Annotated in this window: 23 protein-coding genes and 1 pseudogene; 12 read left to right on the forward strand and 12 right to left on the reverse strand. The window is 63.4% G+C overall.

The features are described 5' to 3' along the window. Positions 1 to 5: 5 nt before the first annotated feature. The 8 genes from AABQ55_RS20245 to AABQ55_RS20285 all read right to left on the reverse strand — a co-directional run bounded on the left by AABQ55_RS20245 (position 6) and on the right by AABQ55_RS20285 (position 9,478). Positions 6 to 2,069 (reverse strand): hydantoinase/oxoprolinase family protein, encoded by a 2,064-nt coding sequence (locus AABQ55_RS20245; RefSeq protein ID WP_272806308.1) that lies wholly within the window; start codon positions 2,067 to 2,069, stop codon positions 6 to 8. Positions 2,070 to 2,387: 318 nt separating this feature from the next. Further along, the gene (gene nac, locus AABQ55_RS20255; RefSeq protein ID WP_272806309.1) at positions 2,388 to 3,326 is read right to left on the reverse strand and encodes a nitrogen assimilation transcriptional regulator NAC; all 939 of its coding nucleotides are present in this window, start codon (positions 3,324 to 3,326) and stop codon (positions 2,388 to 2,390) included. 268 nt (positions 3,327 to 3,594) lie between these two features. Beyond that, entirely contained in the window at positions 3,595 to 4,803 is a 1,209-nt protein-coding gene (locus AABQ55_RS20260; protein ID WP_272806310.1) for an aspartate transaminase, read from the reverse strand. Positions 4,804 to 4,825: 22 nt separating this feature from the next. Next, positions 4,826 to 5,569 (reverse strand): branched-chain amino acid ABC transporter ATP-binding protein, encoded by a 744-nt coding sequence (locus AABQ55_RS20265; protein ID WP_272806311.1) that lies wholly within the window; start codon positions 5,567 to 5,569, stop codon positions 4,826 to 4,828. Further along, positions 5,559 to 6,332 (reverse strand): ABC transporter ATP-binding protein, encoded by a 774-nt coding sequence (locus AABQ55_RS20270; protein WP_272806312.1) that lies wholly within the window; start codon positions 6,330 to 6,332, stop codon positions 5,559 to 5,561. Before AABQ55_RS20270 ends, AABQ55_RS20265 begins: the two co-directional genes overlap by 11 nt. Further along, complete coding sequence (locus tag AABQ55_RS20275; RefSeq protein ID WP_272806313.1) at positions 6,329 to 7,315, reverse strand: branched-chain amino acid ABC transporter permease; 987 nt, start codon at positions 7,313 to 7,315, stop codon at positions 6,329 to 6,331. Before AABQ55_RS20275 ends, AABQ55_RS20270 begins: the two co-directional genes overlap by 4 nt. A gap of 75 nt (positions 7,316 to 7,390) precedes the next feature. Continuing rightward, positions 7,391 to 8,263 (reverse strand): branched-chain amino acid ABC transporter permease, encoded by an 873-nt coding sequence (locus AABQ55_RS20280; protein ID WP_244768426.1) that lies wholly within the window; start codon positions 8,261 to 8,263, stop codon positions 7,391 to 7,393. A 21-nt stretch (positions 8,264 to 8,284) separates the two neighbouring features. Further along, positions 8,285 to 9,478, reverse strand: a complete 1,194-nt coding sequence (locus AABQ55_RS20285; RefSeq protein ID WP_244768425.1) for an ABC transporter substrate-binding protein — start codon at positions 9,476 to 9,478, stop codon at positions 8,285 to 8,287. Positions 9,479 to 9,766: 288 nt separating this feature from the next. Between AABQ55_RS20285 and AABQ55_RS20290 the strand changes: the two genes are divergently transcribed. The 10 genes and pseudogenes from AABQ55_RS20290 (at position 9,767) to AABQ55_RS20335 (ending at position 16,701) form a co-directional block, all read left to right on the forward strand. Beyond that, the gene (locus tag AABQ55_RS20290) at positions 9,767 to 9,910 is read left to right on the forward strand and encodes a DUF1127 domain-containing protein (protein WP_244768424.1); all 144 of its coding nucleotides are present in this window, start codon (positions 9,767 to 9,769) and stop codon (positions 9,908 to 9,910) included. A gap of 246 nt (positions 9,911 to 10,156) precedes the next feature. Then, a pseudogene (locus tag AABQ55_RS37785) lies at positions 10,157 to 10,323 on the forward strand (integrase core domain-containing protein); the annotation flags it as partial. A gap of 27 nt (positions 10,324 to 10,350) precedes the next feature. Further along, the gene (locus AABQ55_RS20300) at positions 10,351 to 10,485 is read left to right on the forward strand and encodes a hypothetical protein (RefSeq protein ID WP_272807546.1); all 135 of its coding nucleotides are present in this window, start codon (positions 10,351 to 10,353) and stop codon (positions 10,483 to 10,485) included. Between the two features lie 364 nt (positions 10,486 to 10,849). Further along, complete coding sequence (locus tag AABQ55_RS20305) at positions 10,850 to 11,539, forward strand: class II aldolase/adducin family protein (protein ID WP_272806314.1); 690 nt, start codon at positions 10,850 to 10,852, stop codon at positions 11,537 to 11,539. A gap of 9 nt (positions 11,540 to 11,548) precedes the next feature. Then, positions 11,549 to 12,703: an LLM class flavin-dependent oxidoreductase gene (locus tag AABQ55_RS20310; protein ID WP_272806315.1), complete on the forward strand. Its 1,155-nt coding sequence runs from the start codon at positions 11,549 to 11,551 to the stop codon at positions 12,701 to 12,703. Between the two features lie 26 nt (positions 12,704 to 12,729). Beyond that, a complete protein-coding gene (locus tag AABQ55_RS20315) occupies positions 12,730 to 13,725 on the forward strand; it encodes an ABC transporter substrate-binding protein (protein WP_272806316.1) in 996 nt (331 codons plus the stop codon). 11 nt (positions 13,726 to 13,736) lie between these two features. Continuing rightward, positions 13,737 to 14,570 (forward strand): ABC transporter ATP-binding protein, encoded by an 834-nt coding sequence (locus tag AABQ55_RS20320; RefSeq protein WP_272806317.1) that lies wholly within the window; start codon positions 13,737 to 13,739, stop codon positions 14,568 to 14,570. After that, entirely contained in the window at positions 14,567 to 15,412 is an 846-nt protein-coding gene (locus AABQ55_RS20325; RefSeq protein ID WP_272806318.1) for an ABC transporter permease, read from the forward strand. Before AABQ55_RS20320 ends, AABQ55_RS20325 begins: the two co-directional genes overlap by 4 nt. Beyond that, positions 15,409 to 16,485, forward strand: a complete 1,077-nt coding sequence (locus AABQ55_RS20330) for an ABC transporter substrate-binding protein (protein WP_272806319.1) — start codon at positions 15,409 to 15,411, stop codon at positions 16,483 to 16,485. The genes AABQ55_RS20325 and AABQ55_RS20330 overlap by 4 nt, the downstream gene beginning before the upstream one ends. Positions 16,486 to 16,500: 15 nt before the next feature. Continuing rightward, positions 16,501 to 16,701: a hypothetical protein gene (locus AABQ55_RS20335; protein ID WP_272806320.1), complete on the forward strand. Its 201-nt coding sequence runs from the start codon at positions 16,501 to 16,503 to the stop codon at positions 16,699 to 16,701. Positions 16,702 to 16,875: 174 nt separating this feature from the next. Here the strand turns inward: AABQ55_RS20335 and AABQ55_RS20340 are convergent, their stop codons facing one another. Genes AABQ55_RS20340 through AABQ55_RS20350 form a run of 3 tightly spaced genes read right to left on the reverse strand, consistent with a single transcriptional unit; the run spans position 16,876 to position 19,108 of the window. Then, positions 16,876 to 17,667, reverse strand: a complete 792-nt coding sequence (locus tag AABQ55_RS20340; RefSeq protein WP_272806321.1) for a creatininase family protein — start codon at positions 17,665 to 17,667, stop codon at positions 16,876 to 16,878. A gap of 8 nt (positions 17,668 to 17,675) precedes the next feature. Next, a complete protein-coding gene (locus AABQ55_RS20345; RefSeq protein WP_272806322.1) occupies positions 17,676 to 17,996 on the reverse strand; it encodes a MocE family 2Fe-2S type ferredoxin in 321 nt (106 codons plus the stop codon). Positions 17,997 to 18,016: 20 nt separating this feature from the next. After that, on the reverse strand, positions 18,017 to 19,108 hold the full coding sequence (locus tag AABQ55_RS20350) for a fatty acid desaturase (protein WP_272806323.1): 1,092 nt from the start codon (positions 19,106 to 19,108) through the stop codon (positions 18,017 to 18,019). 126 nt (positions 19,109 to 19,234) lie between these two features. Here AABQ55_RS20350 and AABQ55_RS20355 point away from each other — a divergent pair, with 126 nt between their 5' ends. Further along, positions 19,235 to 20,263 (forward strand): LacI family DNA-binding transcriptional regulator, encoded by a 1,029-nt coding sequence (locus AABQ55_RS20355; protein ID WP_272806324.1) that lies wholly within the window; start codon positions 19,235 to 19,237, stop codon positions 20,261 to 20,263. A gap of 143 nt (positions 20,264 to 20,406) precedes the next feature. After that, positions 20,407 to 21,336 carry a substrate-binding domain-containing protein gene (locus AABQ55_RS20360; protein WP_272806325.1) on the forward strand — a complete coding sequence of 310 codons (930 nt, stop codon included), beginning with the start codon at positions 20,407 to 20,409 and terminating at the stop codon, positions 21,334 to 21,336. A 106-nt stretch (positions 21,337 to 21,442) separates the two neighbouring features. Here AABQ55_RS20360 and AABQ55_RS20365 read toward each other — a convergent pair whose 3' ends face one another. Beyond that, the gene (locus AABQ55_RS20365; protein ID WP_272806326.1) at positions 21,443 to 21,802 is read right to left on the reverse strand and encodes an AtuA-related protein; all 360 of its coding nucleotides are present in this window, start codon (positions 21,800 to 21,802) and stop codon (positions 21,443 to 21,445) included. Positions 21,803 to 21,920: the final 118 nt, after the last annotated feature.

The following is a 21,920-nucleotide window of genomic DNA, read 5'->3' on the forward strand; positions in this document are numbered from 1 at the left end:
TCCCCTTAATCGATGTTGATGACGAGGTTGCCGCTGGCATCCACGTGGAAGGTGCCGGCCGGGCCGACGACCGCGGTCGATTCGCGCTGCTCGACGATGGCCGGTCCCTTGACCGCCGTGCCGACCGGCAGCTTGTAATGGTCGTAGACCGGCGTTTCCGTATAGGTCCCGATCTCCGGGAAATAGACCGGGCGGCTGCCCTTCTGTGCGTCCGCCACCTCGGTGCGGTGCGGGCGCGTGACCTGGTCCGTCTCGCCGCTCGCGCGCAGCCGCCAGGTGATCGCCTCGACGGGCGCGGCGACGGTGCGGCCGAACAGCTCGCGATAGAGCTTGAAGAAATTGTCGAGGAGCTGGCGGCGGAACGCGTCCAGCGGCAGGCCGCGGTCCGGCAGGGCGACGGTGATCTCGTGCCCCTGCCCGACATGGCGCATGTCGACGGTATAGCGGTTGCTGATCGTCGCCTTCTCGACGCCCGCCGCCGAGACGACCTCCGCGCCCTGGCCGGCGAGATCGTCGAGGATGGCGTTCATCGCGTCCATGTCCCAGCTATCGACCGCCATCGGATGGCTGACCGAAAGATCGACCGCGACCGGCGCGATGAGCAGGCCGATGGCCGAGGTGACGCCCGCGCCCGTCGGGCAGATCACCCGCTTGATGCCGAGCTTGCGGGCGATGCCGTAGGCATGCACCGGCCCCGCGCCGCCGAAGGCGACCATGGGCAGCGAGCGCGGATCGACGCCGAGGTCGGTGGCATGCATCGCCGCCGCCTTGCTCATCGATTCGTTGACGAGATCGTGGATGCCCCAGGCGCAACGCTCCACGGAGACGTTCAGCGCTGTCGCGAGCTTGGCCATCGCCTCCTGCGCCGCCTCCCTCGAGACCTTGAACGAGCCGCCGACGAAGGAGCCCGTGCCCATGTAGCCGAGCAGGATGTCGGCATCGGTGACGGTCGGTTCCGTGCCGCCGCGCTGGTAGGCGGCGGGGCCGGGCGCGGCGCCCGCCGAGCGCGGACCGACATCGAGCAGGCCGAGCGGGTTCTTCGCCGCGATCGAGCCGCCGCCCGCGCCGATCTCGATCATCTGGATCGACTGGATCTTCAGCGGATAGCCGGAGCCCTTGCGGAAGCGGTGATAATGCGCGACCTCAAGGTCGGTCCCGACCGTCGGCTCGCCGTTCGGGATGAGGCAGAGCTTTGCCGTCGTGCCGCCCATGTCGAAGGAGAGGACGCTTTCCTCCCCGGCGATGCGCCCGAACTCCGCCGCCGCCACCGCGCCGGCCGCCGGGCCGGATTCGATCAGGCGGACGGGGAGTTCCGCCGCGCGACGGCTCGGCACGAGGCCACCGGAGGAGGTCATCCACAGCACCTGCCGGTCGATGCCCTTCGCGGCGAATTCGCGCTGGAGATGGGCGACATGGCCGGCCATCTGCGGGCGGGTATAGGCGTTGACGACGGTGGTGGAGGCGCGGTCGAACTCGCGCATCTCCGGGCAGACCTCCGAGGAGAGCGAGACGAAGATGTCTGGGTCCTCCTCGCGCAGGAGGGCGGCGACGCGCTTCTCGTGCTGCGGATATTTATAGGCATGCAGCAGGCAGACGGCGACGGAGCGGATGCCCCCCTCGCGCAGCCGGCCGGCGATCTCGCGCACGCTCTCTTCGGAAAGCGCGGTCATCACCGCGCCGTCGGCGGCGATGCGCTCCTCCGCGCCATGGCAATTGGCACGGGCGACCAGCGGGTCGGGATATTTGATGTTGAGGTCGTAGAGGTCGTAGCGCCCCTCGTTGCGGATGCGCAGCATGTCCTGGAAACCGGCGGTGGTGACGAAGCCGGTCTCGACGCCCTTGCGCTCCAGGACGGCATTGGTGACGACCGTGGTCGCGCCGAGCACCTGGAGGCCGGCAATGTCGATCGACCCGCCGTGCAGGTCGAGCAGTTCCGTGACACCCTGCACCACGGCCTCGGCCGGGTTGTGCGGCGTGCTCAGCACCTTGTGGAGATGGAGGTCGCCCTTGTCGTCGAGAAGGGCGAAGTCGGTGAAGGTCCCGCCAGTGTCGAAAGCCAGTTTTGCCATGTTTCCCTCGGAGCGCGGTCGGACGGTTCGGATTTCGAACCCGTTGCTGCCCCGAAGGGTAGGAGACGGAAGCGCGCCTTGGCCAACACAACTACCGTCTGCCGCCATAGGGTTTGGTTATGGCCGTCCTGCTCCGCCACACCCCCCTCTGCCCTGCCGGGCATCTCCCCCTCAAGGGGGGAGATCGGCAAGAAGCGAAAACCCTGCTCCATCAGCAACGTCAAAGATGGGCGAAACGGCGCTCCATCCAATCTCCCCCTTGAGGGGGAGATGCCCGGCAGGGCAGAGGGGGGTGTGGCGGAGCAGGACGGCCGATGCTTAAACCGGCCGAATCCCCTGATGATGACTACTCATCAGCCGCGAAACGATCTCAAGCAGCACCGAGCGGGCGGCGATCGCCGGCTCCGACAGCGGCAGGTGGTCGGAGACGCAGAGCGATATGGTGGCGTCGATCACCGGCTTGGTCAGCGCCCGCACCTCCGCGCCGGCAAAGCCGGAGGTCTCGGTCACGACGGAGGCCGGCAGGATGGTGGAGCCGAGGCCGTCGAGCACGGCGGCGCTGAGCGCGGGGACGGATTCGATCTCGGAGATGACCTCGGGCGAGACCCGGGCGCGGGCCAGCGCGTCGTCGATGAGGCGGCGGAGCAGGTGCGCCTTGCTGGGGAGCAGCAGGGGCACGTCCTGAAGCGCGGCGAGCGGCAGGGGGCGGCTGGGCTCGGCGGGGAACTGCGTGCCGGGCGGGGAGACGAGGAACATCTCCTCGCGGAACAGCGGCTGGAGCGTCACGCCCTTGATGGGATTGGTGGCGTAGATCAGCGCCATGTCCATCTTGCCGGTCATGATCAGCTCGGAGAGGATATGGCCGAAACTGTCGTTGACATGCAAGATGATGTGCGGATGGCGCGCCCGCATTTCCTTCAGCAGGGGAAGCGAAAGCGCGCTGGAGGTGGAGTAGGTGGCAAGGCCGATGGAGACGCGGCCGGCGACCGATTTCGCCGCCTGGTCGATGTCGATCTGCGCCTGGTCCAACTGCTTCAGCATGAGCTGGGCGTGACGGTAGAGGATCAGCCCCGCCTCGGTCGGCGCGATGCCGACATTGCTGCGGATCAGCAGCTTGTGCTTGAAATGGGTTTCGAGCGAGGCGATCTGCTGGGACAGCGCCGGCTGGGCCGTGCGCAGGATCGCCGCCGCCCGGGAAACGCTCCCCGTGTCGACGATCTTGACGAAACTCTTCAGCTTGCGGAAATCGACGCTCATGGCCTCTCCCTTTGCCGGACCCTAAGCGCTCGGGCGGGAGGGGCGCAAGGGCCAGTTGCTTGTGGTTCGGGGATCACCCCCTCTGCCCTGCCGGGCCTTGAGGTCGTTTTGCCCCTCACCCTAACCCTCTCCCCGCAAGCGGGGAGAGGGGACGTGCCCCACGCAAGGATATCGAGTTAGGGAAACCGGCGTGGCATATCCCTTCTCCCCGTTTACGGGGAGAAGGAGGCCGGCAGGCCGGATGAGGGGCAATTGCCCCGCACGATCCTCAACGGAGCGCCGCAACAGCCCTCTCGATACGATCGCACGCCTCCCGGATTGCCTCCATCGACGTGGCGATCGACAGCCGGAAATGAGGCGAGAGGCCGTAGGCGGCGCCTTGCAGGGCGGCGACGCCGACGCCATCGAGGAGGTAGAGCACGAAATCGAGGTCCGTCTCGATGGCCTTGCCCTCGGACGTGCGCTTGCCGATCACCCCGGCGCAGTTGGGGAAGAGGTAGAAGGCGCCGTCCGGCACGGTGCAGGAGAGGCCCGGTATGGCGTTAAGCCGGGCGCAGGCATAGTCGCGGCGCTCCTTGTAGACCGCGACGCTGTCGCGCACGAAAGCCTGGTCGGCCGTCAGCGCATAAGCCGCGGCGGCCTGGCTGACGGAGGACGGGCAGGAAGACATCTGCGACTGGAGCTTGTTGATCGCGGCGATCAGCGGTGCGGGGCCGGCGGCGTAGCCGATGCGCCAGCCGGTCATGGCGTAGGATTTGGAGACGCCGTTGGTCAGCAGGACGCGGTCCTTCAGGGCGGGGACGGCGGCGGCGAGCGTCGTCATCGGCTCGTCGCGGAACCAGACCTGATCGTAGATATCGTCCGACAGGACGAACACCTGGGGATGGCGCAGGAGGACGGCGCCGAGCGCCTCCAGCTCGGCGCGCGAATAGGCGGCTCCCGTCGGATTGGAGGGGGCGTTGAGGATCAGCCAGAGCGTCTTGGGCGTGATCGCCGCCTCCAGCGCCGCGGGCGTCAGCTTGAAGCCCTGCGCCTCGGGGCATTCGACGATGACCGGCGTGCCGTCATTGGCGATCACCATGTCCGGATAGGACACCCAGTAGGGCGCGGGCACGACGACCTCCGCGCCGTTCTCGACGCTCGCCATCAGCGCGAGGAAGAGGATCTGCTTCGCCCCGCCGCCGACGCAGATCTCGTTTTCCGCATAGTCGAGGCCGAGGCGGCGCTTGAAGTCGCCGATGATCGCCTTGCGCAGGGCGGGCGTGCCGTTGACGGCGGTGTATTTCGTCTCGCCGCGGTCGATGGCGGCATGGGCGGCGGCCTTCACGTCGTCGGGCGTGTCGAAATCCGGCTCGCCGACGGTCATGTCGACGATGTCGCGGCCGGCCGCCTTCAGGTCGCGCGCCCGGGCCGACGCGGCGGAGCTGGGCGAGACCTTGATGCGCGAAACGCGGGAGGCGGGGGTGAACGTGCTCATGGGAATGACCTCGATTGGTGGATCAGTGCGGCGCCTCGGCTTCCCCGCGCATCTTGCCCGTCAGGAAGAGTTCGCCGAGTTCGTCATGGGTGATGTCGGCCGGCCGCCCGTCCCAGATCACCTTGCCGAGCCGCAGGATGACCGCCCGCTCGGCGACCTCCATGGCCTTCTTGGTGTTCTGCTCGACGAGCAAAATGGTCTGGCCGGAGGCGTGCAGGCGCAGAAGCTCGTCGAAGACGATGCCGATGGCGGCGGGCGAGAGGCCGACCGAGGGCTCGTCGACCAGCAGCACCTTCGGGCGCTGGAGCACCGCCATCGCCACTTCGAGAAGCTGCTGCTCGCCGCCGGACATGTTGCCCGCCAGCGTGGTGCGGCGCTTCTTGAGGATCGGGAAGAGGTCGTAGACATAGTCCCGCTCGGCCCTCACCTTCTCGTCGCGGATGGTGTAGGCCGCCATCTGGAGGTTCTCGTCGACCGTCATCACCGGAAAATTGCAGCGCCCCTGCGGCACGAAGGAAATGCCCTCGCCGAGGATCGCCCGCGACCTGTAGCCGGCGATGTCCTTGCCGCGCCAGTTTATGCTGCCGCCCTTGATGGTGGTCATGCCGTAGAGCGTCTTGAGGAGCGTCGATTTCCCCGCCCCGTTCGGCCCCATCAGCGCGACGAACTGGCCGGCCGGCACGTCGAGGTCGACGCCGTTGAGGATGTCGAGATTGCCGTAACCGGCGCGAAGGCCGGCGATCGAAAGGTTCGTCTCAGCCGCCAAGATAGGCCTCCCTCACGCGCTGGTCCTGGATGATGTCCTGCGGCAGTCCCTCGACCAGCTTCTGCCCTTGGTCGAGCACGATGACGCGCCGGCAGATGCTGGTGACCACGTCGATATTGTGCTCGATGACGAGGAAGCTGACGCCGAGCGAGGTGTTGGCGTAAAGGATGGTCTCCACCACCCGCTCGATGATCTTCGGGTTGATGCCGGCCATCGGCTCGTCGAGCAGGATGAGCTTGGGCTCCGGCATCAGCATGGAGGCGAACTGGATCAGCTTCTGCTGGCCGCCGGACAGGTTGCCCGCCGGCTGGTGGCGCACGTCCCAGAGGCCGGCCATCTTGATGAGTTCCCGGGCGCGCTCGCGCAGGCCGGCGATGCGCTGGCGGGAGAGTTTTCCCAGGCTGAAGGTCGACCAGATCGACGGGAAGGTGAACATCTGGCCGGCGATGATGAGGTTCTCCTCGACGTCCAGCGAGCGGAAGGTCACGGTCTTCTGGAAGGAGCGCAGCATGCGGCCCTCCCGCGCGATGCGGTTCAGCGACCAGCCGGTGATGTCCTGCCCGTCGAGCACGACCGTGCCGGAATCCGGCCGGGCAAGGCCCGTGCTGCAATCGAAGAAGGTCGACTTGCCCGAACCGTTCGGCCCGATCAGCCCGGCGATCTCGCCGCGGTCGATATGCATGCTGACATCGTTGACGGCTTTCACCGCGCCGTAGCTCTTGGTGAGGTTCCTGATGTCGAGAAGCGGAAGATGGGCCGTCATTTCGCGCCTCCGATGGCGTTCCACACCCGGTTGATGACCGGCGCGAAACCCTGCTTGAACCAGAAGACCAGCACCAGCAGGCAGAGGCCGTAGGCGATCATGCGCAGTTCCGGCGTGATGCGCAGCGCCTCGGTGAGGCCGACGAAGAGCAGGCTGCCGAAGATGGTGCCGGAGATCATGCCCGCCCCGCCGCCGAGCACGATGATCAGCATGGTGGTGGAATAGTACATCTGGAAGGTGAGCGGGCTCACCACCGTGAGGTAATGCGCATAGAGGCTGCCGCCGACGCCGGCAAAGACAGCGCTCAGCATGAAGACGATCAGCTTGTAGTGCCAGGTCGGCACGCCGAGGGATTCGGCCAGCGTCTCGTTCTCGCGGATCGCCACCATGTTGCGGCCCGCCGGCGAGCGGACGACGGCGAAGACCGCGAGCGTCGCGAGAATGCCGATGGCGAGCGCCAGGTAGTAGAAGCCGGTGGTGCCGCCCACGGTGAAGGAGAGCGGGCCGAGCTCGAAATAGGGTTTCGGGATGCCGGAAAGCCCCATGTCGCCGCGCGTCACCGAGATCCAGTTCTTGGCGATGGCCTGGCCGATGATGACGAAGCCGAGCGTACACATGACGAAGGAGGTGGACCGGAGCCTCAGCGCCGGCACGCCGAGCGGCAGCGCCACCAGGCCGGCCGCAAGGCCCGCGACGATCGCGTTGACGTAGAAGGGCGTGCCGTAGGTGATGGCGAGCAGCCCCGCCGCATAGGCGCCGATGCCGAAGAAGGCGGCCTGGGCGAGCGAGAGCAGGCCGGTATAGCCGACGAGCAGGTTCAGCCCGTGCGCCGGCAGCATGAAGACGAGCGCGATGATCAGCGCATGGACGACATAGCGACTGCCGATGAAGGGCGCGGCGAGCGCCACGGAGAAGAGCAGGATGCCGAGCGGGATGCGATAATCGCGCCGGCGCGCCCGTTCGCTGGTTTGCGTGAGAGACATGTCGGGTCCCCAAAAGTTCGAGAGGAGTTTCACGCCCGGAGCGGCCGAAGCGTTTTCCGCTTCGGCTGACTGCCCCTAGAAGCGCGCCTGCGTCGAGAACAGTCCGTGCGGCCGCCACATCAGCATCAGGATCAGCGTCGCAAACCCCACCGTGTCGCGGTATTGCAGGCCGACATAGGTGGCGACGAGGCTTTCGGCGATGCCGAGGATCATGGCGGCGAAGAAGGTACCGCGCACATTGCCGAGGCCCCCCATGATGATGATCGGCAGCGTCTTGAAGGTGATGAGCTCGCCCATGCCGCCATAGACGCTGACGTTCACCGGCGCGGTGAGGACGCCCGAGAGCGCCGCCAGCGCCGCGCCGAGGATGAAGGTGCGCAGCACCACCTGCGGCACGTCGATGCCGACCACCTCGCAGCATTCGACATTCTGCGACACCGCCCGCATCGCCTTGCCCATGCGGCTGTGCGTCACCATCAGCTCCAGCCCGATGAAGACCAGGAGGCAGACGACGAGGATGAGCACGCGCTGCTCGGCGAGCGAGAAGCCGAGGATCGAGACGGGCTCGATATAGCCGCCGGAGAAGAACTTGTAGCCGCCGCCGAAGACGAGGATGACGGTGTTCTGAAGCACGAGCGCGATGCCGAGCGTGGCGAGCACCCCGGATTCCGCCGGGGCCCCCACCATGCGGCGCATCACGAGCTGCCCCACCACATAGGCGATGACGATGGTCGAGAGGATGCCGACGACGATCGAGGCCTCGTAGGAGAGGCCAAGGTAATCGATGGCGAACCAGGCCCCGAAGGTGCCGAGCATGTAATATTCGCCGTGGGCGAAGTTGATCGCCCTGAGCACGCCGAAGATCATCGTCATGCCGACCGCGACGATGGCATAGACCGAACCGGTCACGATGCCGTTGACGATCTGCTCGATAAGGGTCGAGACCATGGGCCTGTCCTCCCGACCGGCTCAGTTGGCAGGATACTGGATATCGGCCGTGAAGGCGCCCTTGATGCTCGGCTTGCCGTCCTCGATCTGCAACAGGATCATCGGCAGGCGGGCCTGGTTGTGGTCGTCGAAGGTCACCTCGCCGACGGGGCTCTTGTACTTGATCTTCGACAGCGCGTCACGCACCGCCTCGCGCTCGACGCTGCCGGCCTCGCGCACAGCAGCGGCGAGCAGGTTCACCGTGTCCCAGTGGACATAGGCATGGTTGTTCGGCGCTTCATTGTAAGTCGTGGTGAACTTTTCGACGAAGGCCTTGCTTTCCGGCGAATCCCAGGCCGGCAGCCAGGCGGCGGCCTCGACGGCACCCTCAAGCGCCGTCGGCGCGGAGGCGATGGTCTTTTCGGTGTTGAACTCGCCGTTGCCGACCAGCGTCACCTTACCGGCAAGGCCGAGCTCGACCATCTGGCGGGCGATGATCGGCGTCGTGTCGGCAAGGCCGTACATGATGATCGCCTGAGCCCCGCCGTCGCGGATCTTCGCCAGCACGCTGCGGAAGTCGACCTCGCCTTCCTTGTAATAGTCTTCCGAAAGGATCTCGCCCTTGAACTCGGGCAGGTATTTCTTGGTGAACTCGATGGCCGAGCGGCCGTAGTCGCTATCGACGGACAGTACGGCGAACTTGGTGAAGCCGCGTTCCTCGGCGGCGTATTTCGCCACGACATAGGCGCGGTTCTCGTCGGTCGGATAGTTGCGGTAGGTCCACTTGAAGCCGCCGACGCCGGCGCCGTAGGTGATCTTCGGGTTGGAGGAGGCGGCGTTCAAGAGCAGCACGCCGGCATCTTCCGCGACCGGCTGCATGGCGAGCGTCACGGAGCTGGAGACGTCACCGATGACGAAGTCCACCTCGTCCTGGTCGATCAGCCGGCGCGTCGCCGAGACACCCTCGACGGGCGTGCCCTGGCTGTCGGCATTGTAGAGCTCGATCTTGTGGCCGTTGACGCCGCCGGCATCGTTGATCTCCTTCACGGCCAGTTCCGCGCCGTGCATCGAGAAGGCGCCGTAGCGGGCGTTCGGACCGCTCATCGGCGCGACGATGCCGAGCTTGATCGGCGCCTCATCGGCCTTCGCCTCGCCGGCAAGACCCGGCGCGAGGGCGGCCACGGTGAGGAGGGCGGTGGAAAGGCAAAGCATTCTGCGGGTAAGCGTGTGTGTCATGTTCCCACTCCTGGTTCGGATATCCTCGTCCGGTCCATACCGCACGATCAAAGGCCGTTTTCCCGGCTCTTTTGGTCAGCCAGTCGCCAACTCCGGTCAGAGTAGGGTCATGCACGGGGCCTTGGCCAACACAACTCCATTCTGCCGCCATAGCGTTTCGCGATAGCAAACTTTAGGAGTCGCGTTCTTTTTCAGTGTCATGCAATTGGGGCATGCCTACGCTGCAGGCATGTGCATGTTCATCGGTCAGGAAGGCGTCTATATATTGTTCAACAAAAGGAGTTGATCATGAACCTCTTCGCAAAGCTCAAGAAATATGCCGCCGACCGCCGCGCCGTCCATGAGCTCGGCGCCCTGGACGACCGCGCCCTTCAGGATCTGGGCATCTCCCGCTCCCACATCCGCTCTGCCGTCACGGGCAACGGTCGCTAAGGCCGGACAGAATTATCGCAACCGGTTGAAGACAGCGCAGAGGCGGCCGCTTCTGCGCTATTTTCTTGTCTATGGGGCAAGGACTTGGACGTCTGAGCCAATGGCTCTGACGTGCTCCCCTGAAATGTCCTCGGTTTGAGGTTAGTCTGTTCTCCGGAGATGGAGACAGTCGACAACTCGCTGTCCCGCCAGCGTGTCGGCCGTGAACTGGACAGGATCGCACTCAGGACTGGTATCCCTGCATGACTCAACGAGCAGCTCTTCACCAGCTACCGCCATGCCGGAGAGATTATCGAAGACTGGAGAAACGACTACAACCCGAACCGCCCCCACACGAGCCTCAGCGGCTTGACCTCTTATGAGTTCGCAACCCGGTCCAGACAGGACCAAACTCGAACAGGGCTAACTTATAAACGCGGACAATCAGGGGAGCACGACACTTGCAGACCGACGACAGCGAGCGCCGGGAGGCGGCGAACGTCATTCGCTCGCTGGTCATGAGCATTGTCATGCCGCGCGAAGGACGGGGAGAACTGGAACTGGGGGGCCACGGCGACGCTCGGCGCAATCGATGACGCTTTCCTATGCCACATCCGAGCCGGTTCGATGCCAAACGACCGGTGGTTTACCACATGGCCTTAGCAGGCCACGACGTTGGTGAGGTGGGGGGCGATGATGAACATGGTGCGGCCGACCGAAAGCTCGGCAGGCGACTGTCGGACCGCTGTTCCATCTCCATGCCGAGCGCCCAGAGCCTCGTTGAATGCAGCCAACGGCGATGTCGTGTTTGCGTCCGAGATCCGTTTTTGCTTTGTTTCCATCCTCATTACCGACGAAGTTTAGAACGATGTTTCCCCGACGCTTGTAATCCTAGACTCGGCGCCCTTGCGCCTTAACAATAGTAAATCTACCTTTTTTATATATTATGGGAGATTTATGATGGCGGGTGTAAGCGCAATCGGATTTGGCAAGGATATTTCATCAATCGAGGGGAGCAGGTTAGAGTTGGGACCGCAAGGTCGCGTGCTGCGCCAGCAGCTTCTCGACGCCATTCATTTCCTTCACATCAGTGGCATTCTTACGAATGGACGTTCGGCCAATGCCAGCGTCCGACTGACGGATACACCCGACCATGTCCTGGTTACGGCACGAGGCCTGCCCAAGGACATCACCGAAGAGGATTTCGGCATCGTCACGCTCGAGGGCGAGTTCGTCAGTGGCAAGCTTGGCAAAGGCGTGCGATCGGTCATCTCCATGCACACCCATGCCTATAAGCGGCCGGGCGTCGGCTCCGTGATCCATACCCATTCCCTAAATGCCACGGCGTTCGCCGTCGCACAGAAGCCTATTCCGCTCCATTACGAACCGCTCCTCACTCGTGGCCAAACAGTGCCGATACCGGTCAGCCCCTATGGCGACCGGAATTCCGGTGGCCTCGTTTCCGTGCTCGATAGTTTCCTGGCCGAGCATCCCGAGACTCGCGCCGCCCTCCTCGCAAACCATGGCGTGCTCGTGTTCGACGAGACCCCTGAAAAGGCGGCGCAGCTTGCCGTCACGATCGATGAGGCGGCCGGCATCTTCATCCGTGCTGCGGCACTCGGCGGCTCGCAACCGATCCTGTCGAAGTAAGGACATCTGATGGATATTCTCTGGTACGTCGTCGGCCGTGATGGCCGGTATCCCTGGGATCCGAAATGGACGCGTCCGGTCGATCTCGATTATCTGCGAGCCCTGGTCACGTCGATCGATGCGCGCGGCTATTCGGGCGCGCTCTTTGCGACACAACCAAGCGGCGGCCTCGATCCCTTCATCACGGCGGCAAGTCTCGCAGCCCAGACGCGCCGGATGCGCTTTCTCCTTGCCATCCACCCATCGGTCTTCACCCCGAGCCAACTCGTCAAGCTGACGACGACGCTCGATCAGAATATCGGTGGCCGTCTCCTGCTTAACATCGTCAACGGCCATACGAGCCTGGCGCCTGCCGGCATCCACCTCGCCCATGACGATCGCTATCGCCGCTGCGACGAGTTCCTCGAAATTTATCGCCGGACCATGTCGGGCGAGACCGTGGATTTCGATGGCGAGTTCCTGAAGGTTAAAGGCGCAAAGGCAGAATTTCCGTCGCTGCAGAAGCCTTATCCTCCTCTCTGGTTCGGCGGCTCGTCCGATATCGCCATGGATGTCGCGGCCAAGCACGTCGACAAATACCTCACCTGGGGCGAGCCGCCACCGGAAACCGCCGCCACCGTCAAGGACGTCACGGCTCGCGCCGCGAAATATCGACGAAAGCTGGGTTTCGGCATCCGGCTGAACGTCATCCTGCGCGATACCGACGAGAAGGCCTGGCAGGCTGCCCAGGAGATGCTGGACAGCGCGTCCGACGACGCCATCGCCAAAGTGCAGGCGAGCAATAGCAAACAGGACGCCATCGGTCAGGTCCGTCAGGCGGCCTTCCATCAGGGAACCCGGCCGAGGCATGCTAGGGATCTGGAAATCTACCCCAACCTCTGGTCCGGCTTCGGCCTGCTGCGCAACGGTCCGGGCATCGCTGTGGTCGGCGGTCCGGAATCAGTCGCCGCCCGCCTCATCGAATACAGAAACCTCGGCGTTGAGTCCTTCATCCTCTCAGGAAACCCCTTCCTCGAGGAGGCCCACCGGTTCGCCGATCAGGTCATGCCCCTCCTCCCGCTCGACAATAGCTGGCAGCAGCCGCACGCCCAGAGCGCACCCTATGCATGGCAGACCAGCTCAACCCCATCGGAGGCGCGGATCAATGCCGCAGCCGCCGGCTGACCCATTTGGAAAGTTCGAGACAAACCATGTTCAAGGCTCTTTTCAATCGCCGCGCAATGCTTGCCGCAATGGTGCTGGCGCTGAGCACCTTCACTGCACCTGTCTCGGCGTCTGCCGCCGACAAGCTGCGCATCGGAGCCCCGTTCGGCGCGATCCCCGGCATCAAGACGGCGATAGAGGAAGGGCTGTTTCAGAAGGACGGCATCGATGTCGAGATTGTGACCCTGGCAGGCGGTCCGAACATTCTTGCCGCAACCGTCGGCGGTTCACTTGAGATCGGCTATGCCGATCTTTTCGCTTGGGTCGGCGCGCGCGAAAATGGCTTCGACCTCACCTTCCTGCAGGCTGCCAATGGCAGAGGGAATTCGGATTACATCATCGCGGGTCCGAAAAGCGGGATCGAGAAACCGGCTGACCTCGTCGGCAAGAAGATCGGCACCGCGGCGCATGCGCAGTCGCGCCTCCGGGTCCGGCTTTATCTGGAGCATTTTGGCGTCGATCCGGCATCCGTCGAATATGTGATAATCAACCAGCGTGAAACGGTCGGCGCGGCACTCGCTTCGGGCCAAATCGATGCATCCATTGCATCAGATCCGAATGTCGCCCAGTGGGAGCAGCAATATGGCGTCAAGCCGCTGGAAGGCCGCCCGTGGCAACAAATCCCGGAAAAGACAAGTACCGCCGGCTTCTTCGCGACCAGCCAGTGGATCGCGGCAAACCCGGAACTGGCCGAAAAGTTCGTCCGCGCCGCGCGCGAAGGTGCCAAGCGCTACAATGCTTATAGCGCAGAGGAGAAGGCGAATATCTCGCTCAAATACGACAAGGTCGATCTCTTCGCCCTGGAGAAGGAAGTCCCGGGCGTCATCAAGCGCATGGACGACAACAACGCAGCCCAGTCCGGCGCAGTCGATCTGGCAGCACTCAAGGAATGGCTGACGATCGCCCATGACAAGGGCGTGATCAAGCAGGTCATCGACGTCGAGCCGCTTCTCTACAAGACGGCAACCGTTCCGACGCTCTGAAAGGCGCCACTATGGCCAATGACAGCTCCATTGTTGAGCCCATTCTGATCGCCCCGCCTGCAATAGAGGTGAAAGGGCTTTCCGTCCGCTATGTCGGCAAGCATGGAACGGTCGATGCACTCGCCGACATCACGACACGGATAGAAGGCGGAGAGTTCCTTGCGCTAGTCGGCCGCTCCGGCTCGGGAAAATCAACGCTGCTGCGCGCCATCGGCGGCCTGACAGTGGCGAGCGCCGGAACCGTCCGCGTGGGCAATCGCGTCGTCTCCGAGCCGCCGGCGCAGGTCCGCTTTGTCGCCCAGGATTATTCACAATCGCTGTTGCCTTGGCTGACGGTGCGGCAAAACGTGCTGTTCGGCGAACGCCATGCCGTTCAATCCTCCCGCAAGTTCAAGGTATCCGTCGACGAGATCATCGGGGATGTCGGCCTCTCCCATGCGCGCGACCGCTACCCGCGCGAGTTGTCGGGCGGCATGCAGCAGCGTGTTGCCATTGCGCGGGCCATCGCGTCGCGACCCGAGATCATTCTGCTCGACGAAGCCTTCGGATCCGTTGATGCACTGAGCCGCGCGACACTCCAGGATTTGATGCTCGATCTCTGGCAGAAGTTCGGCTTCACGGCGATCCTTGTCACCCACGATATCGACGAAGCCATCTACATGGCGGATCGCATCCTCGTACTCAGCCCAAACGGAAGGGGGCTAGCTGCCGAGATTCCAGTCTCGCTTCCCCGCCCACGCCGGCAGATCGAGACACGGGAACATCCGCGCTACCTCGAATACAGGCGCACGCTTCTCGAAAGCGTTCTCGCGAAGCCGCCGCTAAAATCCGCGGAGGCCGCATGACGGTACCAACCAGCATCGCACTTCCGGCAACTGACAGTGTTGGAAAACCCAATAAGCGCCACAAACGCGTGGTCCCGCTCGACAACCGAGCGCTCGGCTGGCTGCTCCTTCTCATTCTCGTCGGCATCTGGGAGATCATCGCCGCCCAAAACCCCTCACCCGGCCTCCCCGCTCCTTCGCGGATCGGAGCTGCCTGGTGGACGGAAATGACAGTTGGGCAGTTGGGGTTCCAGCTCGTCGACACGATGACGTCGATGGTCTACGGCTACGTGCTTTCTGCCGTGTTAGGCGTTGCAATCGGCGTTATGATGGCACGGATCAAGCTCATTTATGCGCTGGTTGAACCGATCATCGAACTGCTCCGCCCAGTTCCGACGATCGTCTTCATCCCGGTCATCATTCTTTATGCCGGTCTCGGTCGGGAAATGAACGTCATCGCCATTCTCGTCTCGGCCACGATCCCGATTCTGATCGCCACCTATTCCGGCGCAAGAGGCGTCTCAGCCGCACTTCGCGATACGGCCTCCACCTTCAAGCTTTCCTGGTGGCGGACGATCTACGAGATCGTGCTGCCGGCCGCAGCACCCCAGATTTTTGTCGGCCTGCGGCTGGCGCTCGCAGGCTCCTTCGTCATTGCCATCGCGGCCGGCATGATCGCTGGAAACAGCGGCATCGGCTACTACATTCTAAACGCCCAGCAGACGCTGGACATTGCGAGAATGTATGCCGGCGCCGTAACCGTGGCAGTGGTGGGATATGCGTTGAACTACGGATTCCTGTCGATCGAGAACAGGCTGCTGCACTGGCATATCGCCGCCGATTCAGGCGGCGGCCGCCGATGAATACGGCGCACGAGAAAATCTGGTATACACGGTGCCAGGTGCCGACCGCCAGCGGTATCGCGCTCAACCAGGGATGGCTTGCCGATACGCTTGCGGGACTCGATGTCGGGCTCGGCATCCTTCAGGAAGCGCCGCTGGATATCGCGCTCTCCCACTACGATCATTCACTGCCGTCGCTCATTCGCGAAGGCGGCAGCGTGCCGGCAATCGTCGCACGGGCGGAAGGCGCTCCGACCCGCCTCCTCGGCCTGACGTTCATCGACGAGGGCCAGGCCATCGTGGCCGACCCCGCCCGCCTGCAAGGACCTAAAGACCTGCGTGGCGCGCGCATTGCCATTCCATCCTTTGCCGCTCGCAGGAATGCCAGCCATGCGCGCGCCATGGCGCTCGGCGGTTTCGAAGCGGCCTTTCGGCATATCGGTCTCGACTTTGATGACGTCACGGTTGTGGAGACCCCGCTTTCGCAGACTGTTCCGCCCGGCAGGCTACGACGCGACCTCAAGATCAAGGAGTGGCCTGCTCTCGACCAGGTGACCGCCGGCGACGCCGATGCCGCCTACGTCAAGGGTGCAGCGGCACGCGAAGCGGCGTATCGGCTGGGACTCTCGATCCTTGTCGACATCGACGCCCTGCCGATCCGCGACCGCGTCAACAACGGAACGCCGCGACCGATCACGGTTCATGCAGAGCTACTCGACAGGCGACCTGAAATCATCACTCGGTTCATGACCGAAACGCTCCGCGCCGCCACCTGGGCGAGTGCGAACCAGGATAAGATCATCGCTGTTGTCAGCAAGGAAACCGGCGCGTCTCCAGAATTCGCAAGGTCTATCTATGGCGCGAACCTCGAGGCGGCCATCACGCCTAGTCTCGACGCTGACCGGCTCGAACTCCTGGAAATCCAAATAGACCGGCTTGCCCGCCACGGGTTCATCGAACGCAAACCGGACGTCGCCGCATGGGTGGCACCGGAAATCCTTCATGCAAGCCGGGCGGTTACAGACACCGTCGGCGGAGGTAACAGCATTCCGCCGCCCCTTGCTGAAAGTTCGGCGGTGCGATCAATCGGTTGATCGACGGCGGGGTTCATGGAAATACCCGTCCGCGAGGACGCATTCCTTGTATCACCGAAATTCTTCGACGAGGAAATCCCACTGATTGGCGACGAGGCCGTATCGGTGGAGCGTATTGGCCACCTCACTTCGACAACCGGTTACCGCGCGCCCGACGACACCTCCATCATCGGCTATGACGACATGCTCTTTCGGCGATGGCGGTCATCCGACTGACAACCGTGCGGCAACCCGTGCATCAGGTCGCCTCGCAGGCCCTCTTCTCCCCGTCCGAGAGCATCACCGGAAAAAGACGTCCGCGACGCACGGCCTCGTCGTTCCGGAACTGATCGTCAGGAAGTCGACCGCCACGAACCAGACACCCTCTTCCTGATCGCCACGGAACACGGATTACCCTGCCGTTGCCCAGACCGCACAACGCATGGCGACGGTATCCCATACCGCCCCGGCCCTCTTCATCGGAATGAACTCGCCGGATAGCCGCAGGCTGAAAGCGCCCACCGCCTCGCCGATTGCCTGCAACGACAGTTCCAGAATGGCCTTGCCCTCCTCGGCACTCGCCTCCGCCACATCGGGATTTTGCGCGAACCGCCCCAGCGGGCTCGTCCCAATCCGATCGGCGCGATCCATGGAGACCAGGTCCGGGCGGATATGCAGCAACTGCGAAAGCTCGTAGCGACCGGCATGGTCTCCCGTGAAAGCACCTGCCACCAGTTCCGGATCCGTCTGGACGAAATGATCGATCGGGAAGGCGGCGGAAAAAGCCTCGGCCACCATGCGCAAATCCTCCTGGCTTCCATGATGCCCGCTGATGACGACGACCCCCGAGAAGCCTGCATTGTGGAAAGCGCGAAACTGGTAGAACAGCGTTTCCAGGAGGAGATGCGCCGGCAGGGCCGCCAGCCGCGGATTGACCCCGCCCATCACCTCGCGCAGCCACGGGGCGTGATAGCCGACCTCGTGGACATGATAGGCCATGGTGGGGGCGACGATACCGCCGAACCGCTCCGCCGCCATGTCGCAAAGCCAGTCCGCCTTGATCGTGTCCAGCCCGAACGGCGCCACGTGACCATGCGGCTCGCATAGCCCCATCGGCAGATAGACGACAGGCCTGGCGTTCTGCCGGGCGAGGAACTCCTCCGGCCTCAACATCTCCCAGCGCACATGTTCCTTGAAGATCATAAGCGCCCCTACTCGTCCGCGGCGATATAGACATCGCCATCGACGACCTTTGCCGGATAGGTCCTGAGATTGACACAGACCGGCGCGCCCTTCGCCTCGCCCGTCTTGTAGTTGAAGCGGCCGTTGTGCTTGGGACATTCGACGATGTCGCCCATGACAAGCCCATCGGCAAGATGGATGCGCTCATGCGTGCACAGGCCGTCGGTCGCAAAATAGTCGTCGTCGGGGCTGCGGTAGACGGCATAGGTGCGGCCGGCCGCATCGAAGCGGATGACATCCTCCTCATCGATATCGTCGGCCGCGCAGACTTTGATCCAGCTCTCGGACATGCACTCTCTCCCTTGAGATCTCATTCGGCCGCCGCGACGCCGCTCGCAAACATCCCGTCGTCGCCCTGCCGCGCGCCGCCCGGCACCTTGCGGACAACGAAATAGCCGGGATCGTGCGCCTGTCTCCAGACCGCCGGCAGAACCTCGCGCATAACCTCGAAGAGACTGCCGTAGGTATGGGGCAGCTGGTCCTTCACCATGCCGTGCAGCACAGGAAGGTTGTAGTAGGGGATCGACGGATAGACGTGATGCTCGATATGGAAATTGAGGTTGGCGTAAAGGAACTCGGCAAACGGGTTCATCCGGAACGTGCGGGTGTTCTGGCGATGATCGTAGGAATCTTCCGCAAGCCCCGCATGCTGCGTCAGGAAGCCGAAGAAATAGAACCCGTTGGCATAGAAGCGCGGCCCCCAGATGAAGAGCAGCGGCACGATAGTCTGCGCCGCGACGCAATAGCCGGCGACGCCCAGCATGCAGGCGAGATAGAAGCGGCTCGACCAGAACATCTTGCGCCATTCGCTGCGCGGCACGTAGAACCTCGCATCGCTGGTGACGATGCCGAGCGCGTGCAGGACGATGCCCTTGAGCTCTCCCTTTGCCTGCACCAGGAAGAAGAAGTCGGCCGCTACCTTCAGGAGGTCGGCGGGTCGCGTCACCAGGATTTCGGGATCTTGGCCGACATGGATGGTGTCGGTATGGTGGCGCGTATGCCGCCAGCGCCAGTCGATCGGCTCTTTCATGGTCATGAAGAGGCAGAGATTGCAGAAGATCGCGTTGAGCCAGCGGGACTTGAACGTCGCGCCGTGCCCGAGATCGTGGGAGCGCGGATCGCACGAGCCGTAGATGGTGCCGTAGAGCAGAAAGGCGCCGATCGCCCACCACGTGCCGAGTGTCTGGTAGGCCAGCACGCCGGAACCGACAAGGAGCACCAGCCAGGTGAGATAGTTGATCAGGGGGCGGCGGTCTTCACGCTTCATCAGAAGCTTCAGCTCCTTCCGCTTGATGTCGAATGTCCACCATTCGTCTTGAGACGGATCGGCGACCTCGAGGTCCGAATTGGCGTCGAAAGCCCTTGAAAGCCCGTACTTTTCCGGCCGCTTCTTGAACAGCATGATTGCAGCTCCTCCAATTGATGTCGGTCAATATTTGCAGCGCATTGCCAAGAGAGCAACCTGCGTGATACTTTTCGGCTCAATGCATGCCAAACACGCGATTTATTTGTTTCAGAAAGTTTCAAGATGAAGCGCGTCACAATCGCCGAGCTGGCCAGGGAGGCCGGCGTCAGCGTATCGACCGTCAACCGCGTGCTGTCCGGACGACAGGTCCGCGGCGACATGATGCAACATGTCCTCTCCGTCGCGGAGAATGTCGGCTTCTACGGCACGGCGACCATCCGCAGCCATCTGAAGGGGGACCTTCCGGTCAAGCGTCTCGGAATGATCGTCCAGCAGGAGAGCATGCCCTTTCACAAGGAACTCGGCATGCGCTTCCGGGAGGCGAGCGGCGCCCGCGCCGATAGCCGCGTCGTCGCCCATGTCGAGCATATCGAGGACCTCGACCCTCTCATCATCGCCAATACCCTGCGAAAACTGGGCGAGGCATTCGACGCCATCGCCATCACCTCCGCAGATCATCCTCTCGTCAACCGCGCTGTCGACGAACTGGCGGACAGGGGTGTCGCCGTATTCACGGCGGTATCGGACATAAGCTCCAGCGGCCGGGCGGGCTATGTCGGACTGGACAACCGGAAATTCGGCAGGGCCGCGGCCTGGTTCGCCGACAACCTGCAGCGCAAGGGAAACGAGGTCGCGATCCTCATGGGAACGCACCGGCACGTGTGCCAGGAGCAGCGGGAAATGGGCTTCCGCTCCTATCTGCGCGAACACGCGCGGTCCCTGAAAGTCCTTGAGGCGGTCACGACCCACGAGACCGACCTCGGCGCCTACGATGCGACCTCGGACCTCCTGCGCCGGCACCCAAACCTGACGGCGATCTACGTGACGGGCGGGGGCATCCGGGGAGCCATCAGGGCCATCCGGGAAGCGGACGGGAAGACACCGCACCTCATCAGTTGCGAATTGAACGACGAAACACGGCAGGCCCTCATGGACGGAAGCCTCGCGGTCGCGCTGAGCCATCCCATGGCCGATCTCGCGGAAAAGCTCGTCGCCGCCATGCTGGAGGCGAGCGACGCCGATCGAACCGACCGCGGACGCGCGGAAATCATCCTGCCCTTCGTGTCTTCCACCGCGGAGAGCATTTTCTGATACATCATGATACAGTCTCTCCCGTGAATTGGAGACGTCCTGAAACGAAAAATATCAGACTGATTGCTTTTCTCCGAGATCGCGCTTTAGCTGATCCTGTTTTTGACAATTGGTAGGCGAGGAGGCCTGCCGAAGGAGGAGAAATGCTAAACCTGCGCAAGGTGGCGTTCGCTGCCGCGGCCGTCACGACCCTGTTCTGTTCCACCCTTGCTGCGCGCGCCGACGACATCGGCGTGTCGATGCCCTATTTCGACGACGTCTGGCTCACCAACCTTCGCAACAGCATCGCGTCCAATGCCGAGAAGGCCGGCTTCGGCGTCCAGGCGGAAGACGCCCAGGGCGACGTCAGCAAGCAGGCCGACCAGGTGAACAACCTCATCGCCTCCGGCGTGAAGGCCCTCATCGTCTCGCCCGTCGATACGTCGGCGACACAGCCGATGACAGCCGCGGCGCAGGCGGCCGGCATCCCGCTGATCTATGTCGCCCGCAAGCCGGACCAGGATCTGCCGCAGAACGTCATCTATGTCGGCTCCGACGAGCGGACGTCCGGCGTCATGCAGGCGGAGGAATTCGCAAAGCAACTCAACGGCAAGGGGCGCGTCGTGATCTTCCAGGGCGAACTCGCCGTGAACACGACGACCGTGCGCACTGGCGGCATCGACACGGTGCTGGCCAAGTATCCCGACATCGAGGTCATCCAGAAGCCGAGCGCGAACTATCAGCGCCAGCAGGCAAGCGACATCATGACCAACATCCTGTCCTCGGGTGAGCATGTCGACGGAGTGATCGCCAACAACGACGAAATGGCGATCGGCGCGATCCTCGCAACGATCGCCGCAGGCGCCGATCCGAAGTCCATCGTCTTCGCCGGCATCGACGGAACGGGCGAAGCGCTCCATCAGATGGCCGAGGGGAACCTCGACATCACCGTCTTCCACAACGCCAAGGGACAGGGTGAAAAGGCGGTAGACGCCGTCACCCGGATGGTGAAGGGCGAAGCCGTCGAGCCTGTATACTGGGTGCCCTTCGAACTGGTGACCAAAGCCAACGAGGCGGAATACGCATCGCGGTAAGCTGGCGCCGACCCGGACATTCAAGAGGTTTCACGAAAGGAAAAGAGAGGCGGCCGGGAGCCGCCTCTCTTCATGGACCGCAGCCTGAGGAGGCCTGGTGCGGTTCCTAGCGAGCCTCGCGAAGGCTGGGGGGACGGTCGTCGGCCGTCAGCTCCATGCTCAGAAGGATCGAGCTGAAGCCCTTGCCATGGATATCGAGCTGCAAGGTGCGGCTCGCGCCGCCGCCAAGGGCGTCGTGGAGCATGAAATTCAATGCGGCGACATTCGGAAGCTCGTAGCGCTCGACGCTGCCCTTCACGATGCTTTTCATGAAGGCCTTGACCGCGGCCGCGCTGAGGTTCCTTTCCAGCCATTCATAATCGCGCGCGTCGAAGCAGGCTATTCCCACATTGGCGGAGTTGCCCTTGTCGCCGGAGCGGGCATGACAAATATCGCGAAGGACAACGCGATGCGGTGCTTGGCTCATTCTTCCTCCTCTGGCGTCGCGCCACTGCTGATGACGCAATCCATAGGGGCTTCGAGACGGATTGGCATCTCGTGTTTTGATGGGTTTCCATCCTCGCCTGACCCTTATTGCTTGATTG

This window comes from Shinella sp. WSD5-1, from assembly GCF_963942435.1.
Taxonomy (GTDB): domain Bacteria; phylum Pseudomonadota; class Alphaproteobacteria; order Rhizobiales; family Rhizobiaceae; genus Shinella; species Shinella yambaruensis.

Excerpts from the sequence above, each read along its gene's own strand:
- AABQ55_RS20245 (WP_272806308.1), bottom strand. The coding sequence starts at position 2,069 with ATGGCAAAACTGGCTTTCGACACTGGCGGGACCTTCACCGACTTCGCC.
- nac (WP_272806309.1), bottom strand. The coding sequence starts at position 3,326 with ATGAGCGTCGATTTCCGCAAGCTGAAGAGTTTCGTCAAGATCGTCGAC.
- AABQ55_RS20260 (WP_272806310.1), bottom strand. The coding sequence starts at position 4,803 with ATGAGCACGTTCACCCCCGCCTCCCGCGTTTCGCGCATCAAGGTCTCG.
- AABQ55_RS20270 (WP_272806312.1), bottom strand. The coding sequence starts at position 6,332 with ATGACGGCCCATCTTCCGCTTCTCGACATCAGGAACCTCACCAAGAGC.
- AABQ55_RS20275 (WP_272806313.1), bottom strand. The coding sequence starts at position 7,315 with ATGTCTCTCACGCAAACCAGCGAACGGGCGCGCCGGCGCGATTATCGC.
- AABQ55_RS20280 (WP_244768426.1), bottom strand. The coding sequence starts at position 8,263 with ATGGTCTCGACCCTTATCGAGCAGATCGTCAACGGCATCGTGACCGGT.
- AABQ55_RS20285 (WP_244768425.1), bottom strand. The coding sequence starts at position 9,478 with ATGACACACACGCTTACCCGCAGAATGCTTTGCCTTTCCACCGCCCTC.
- AABQ55_RS20290 (WP_244768424.1), top strand. The coding sequence starts at position 9,767 with ATGAACCTCTTCGCAAAGCTCAAGAAATATGCCGCCGACCGCCGCGCC.
- AABQ55_RS20305 (WP_272806314.1), top strand. The coding sequence starts at position 10,850 with ATGGCGGGTGTAAGCGCAATCGGATTTGGCAAGGATATTTCATCAATC.
- AABQ55_RS20310 (WP_272806315.1), top strand. The coding sequence starts at position 11,549 with ATGGATATTCTCTGGTACGTCGTCGGCCGTGATGGCCGGTATCCCTGG.
- AABQ55_RS20315 (WP_272806316.1), top strand. The coding sequence starts at position 12,730 with ATGTTCAAGGCTCTTTTCAATCGCCGCGCAATGCTTGCCGCAATGGTG.
- AABQ55_RS20320 (WP_272806317.1), top strand. The coding sequence starts at position 13,737 with ATGGCCAATGACAGCTCCATTGTTGAGCCCATTCTGATCGCCCCGCCT.
- AABQ55_RS20325 (WP_272806318.1), top strand. The coding sequence starts at position 14,567 with ATGACGGTACCAACCAGCATCGCACTTCCGGCAACTGACAGTGTTGGA.
- AABQ55_RS20330 (WP_272806319.1), top strand. The coding sequence starts at position 15,409 with ATGAATACGGCGCACGAGAAAATCTGGTATACACGGTGCCAGGTGCCG.
- AABQ55_RS20335 (WP_272806320.1), top strand. The coding sequence starts at position 16,501 with ATGGAAATACCCGTCCGCGAGGACGCATTCCTTGTATCACCGAAATTC.
- AABQ55_RS20340 (WP_272806321.1), bottom strand. The coding sequence starts at position 17,667 with ATGATCTTCAAGGAACATGTGCGCTGGGAGATGTTGAGGCCGGAGGAG.
- AABQ55_RS20345 (WP_272806322.1), bottom strand. The coding sequence starts at position 17,996 with ATGTCCGAGAGCTGGATCAAAGTCTGCGCGGCCGACGATATCGATGAG.
- AABQ55_RS20350 (WP_272806323.1), bottom strand. The coding sequence starts at position 19,108 with ATGCTGTTCAAGAAGCGGCCGGAAAAGTACGGGCTTTCAAGGGCTTTC.
- AABQ55_RS20355 (WP_272806324.1), top strand. The coding sequence starts at position 19,235 with ATGAAGCGCGTCACAATCGCCGAGCTGGCCAGGGAGGCCGGCGTCAGC.
- AABQ55_RS20360 (WP_272806325.1), top strand. The coding sequence starts at position 20,407 with ATGCTAAACCTGCGCAAGGTGGCGTTCGCTGCCGCGGCCGTCACGACC.
- AABQ55_RS20365 (WP_272806326.1), bottom strand. The coding sequence starts at position 21,802 with ATGAGCCAAGCACCGCATCGCGTTGTCCTTCGCGATATTTGTCATGCC.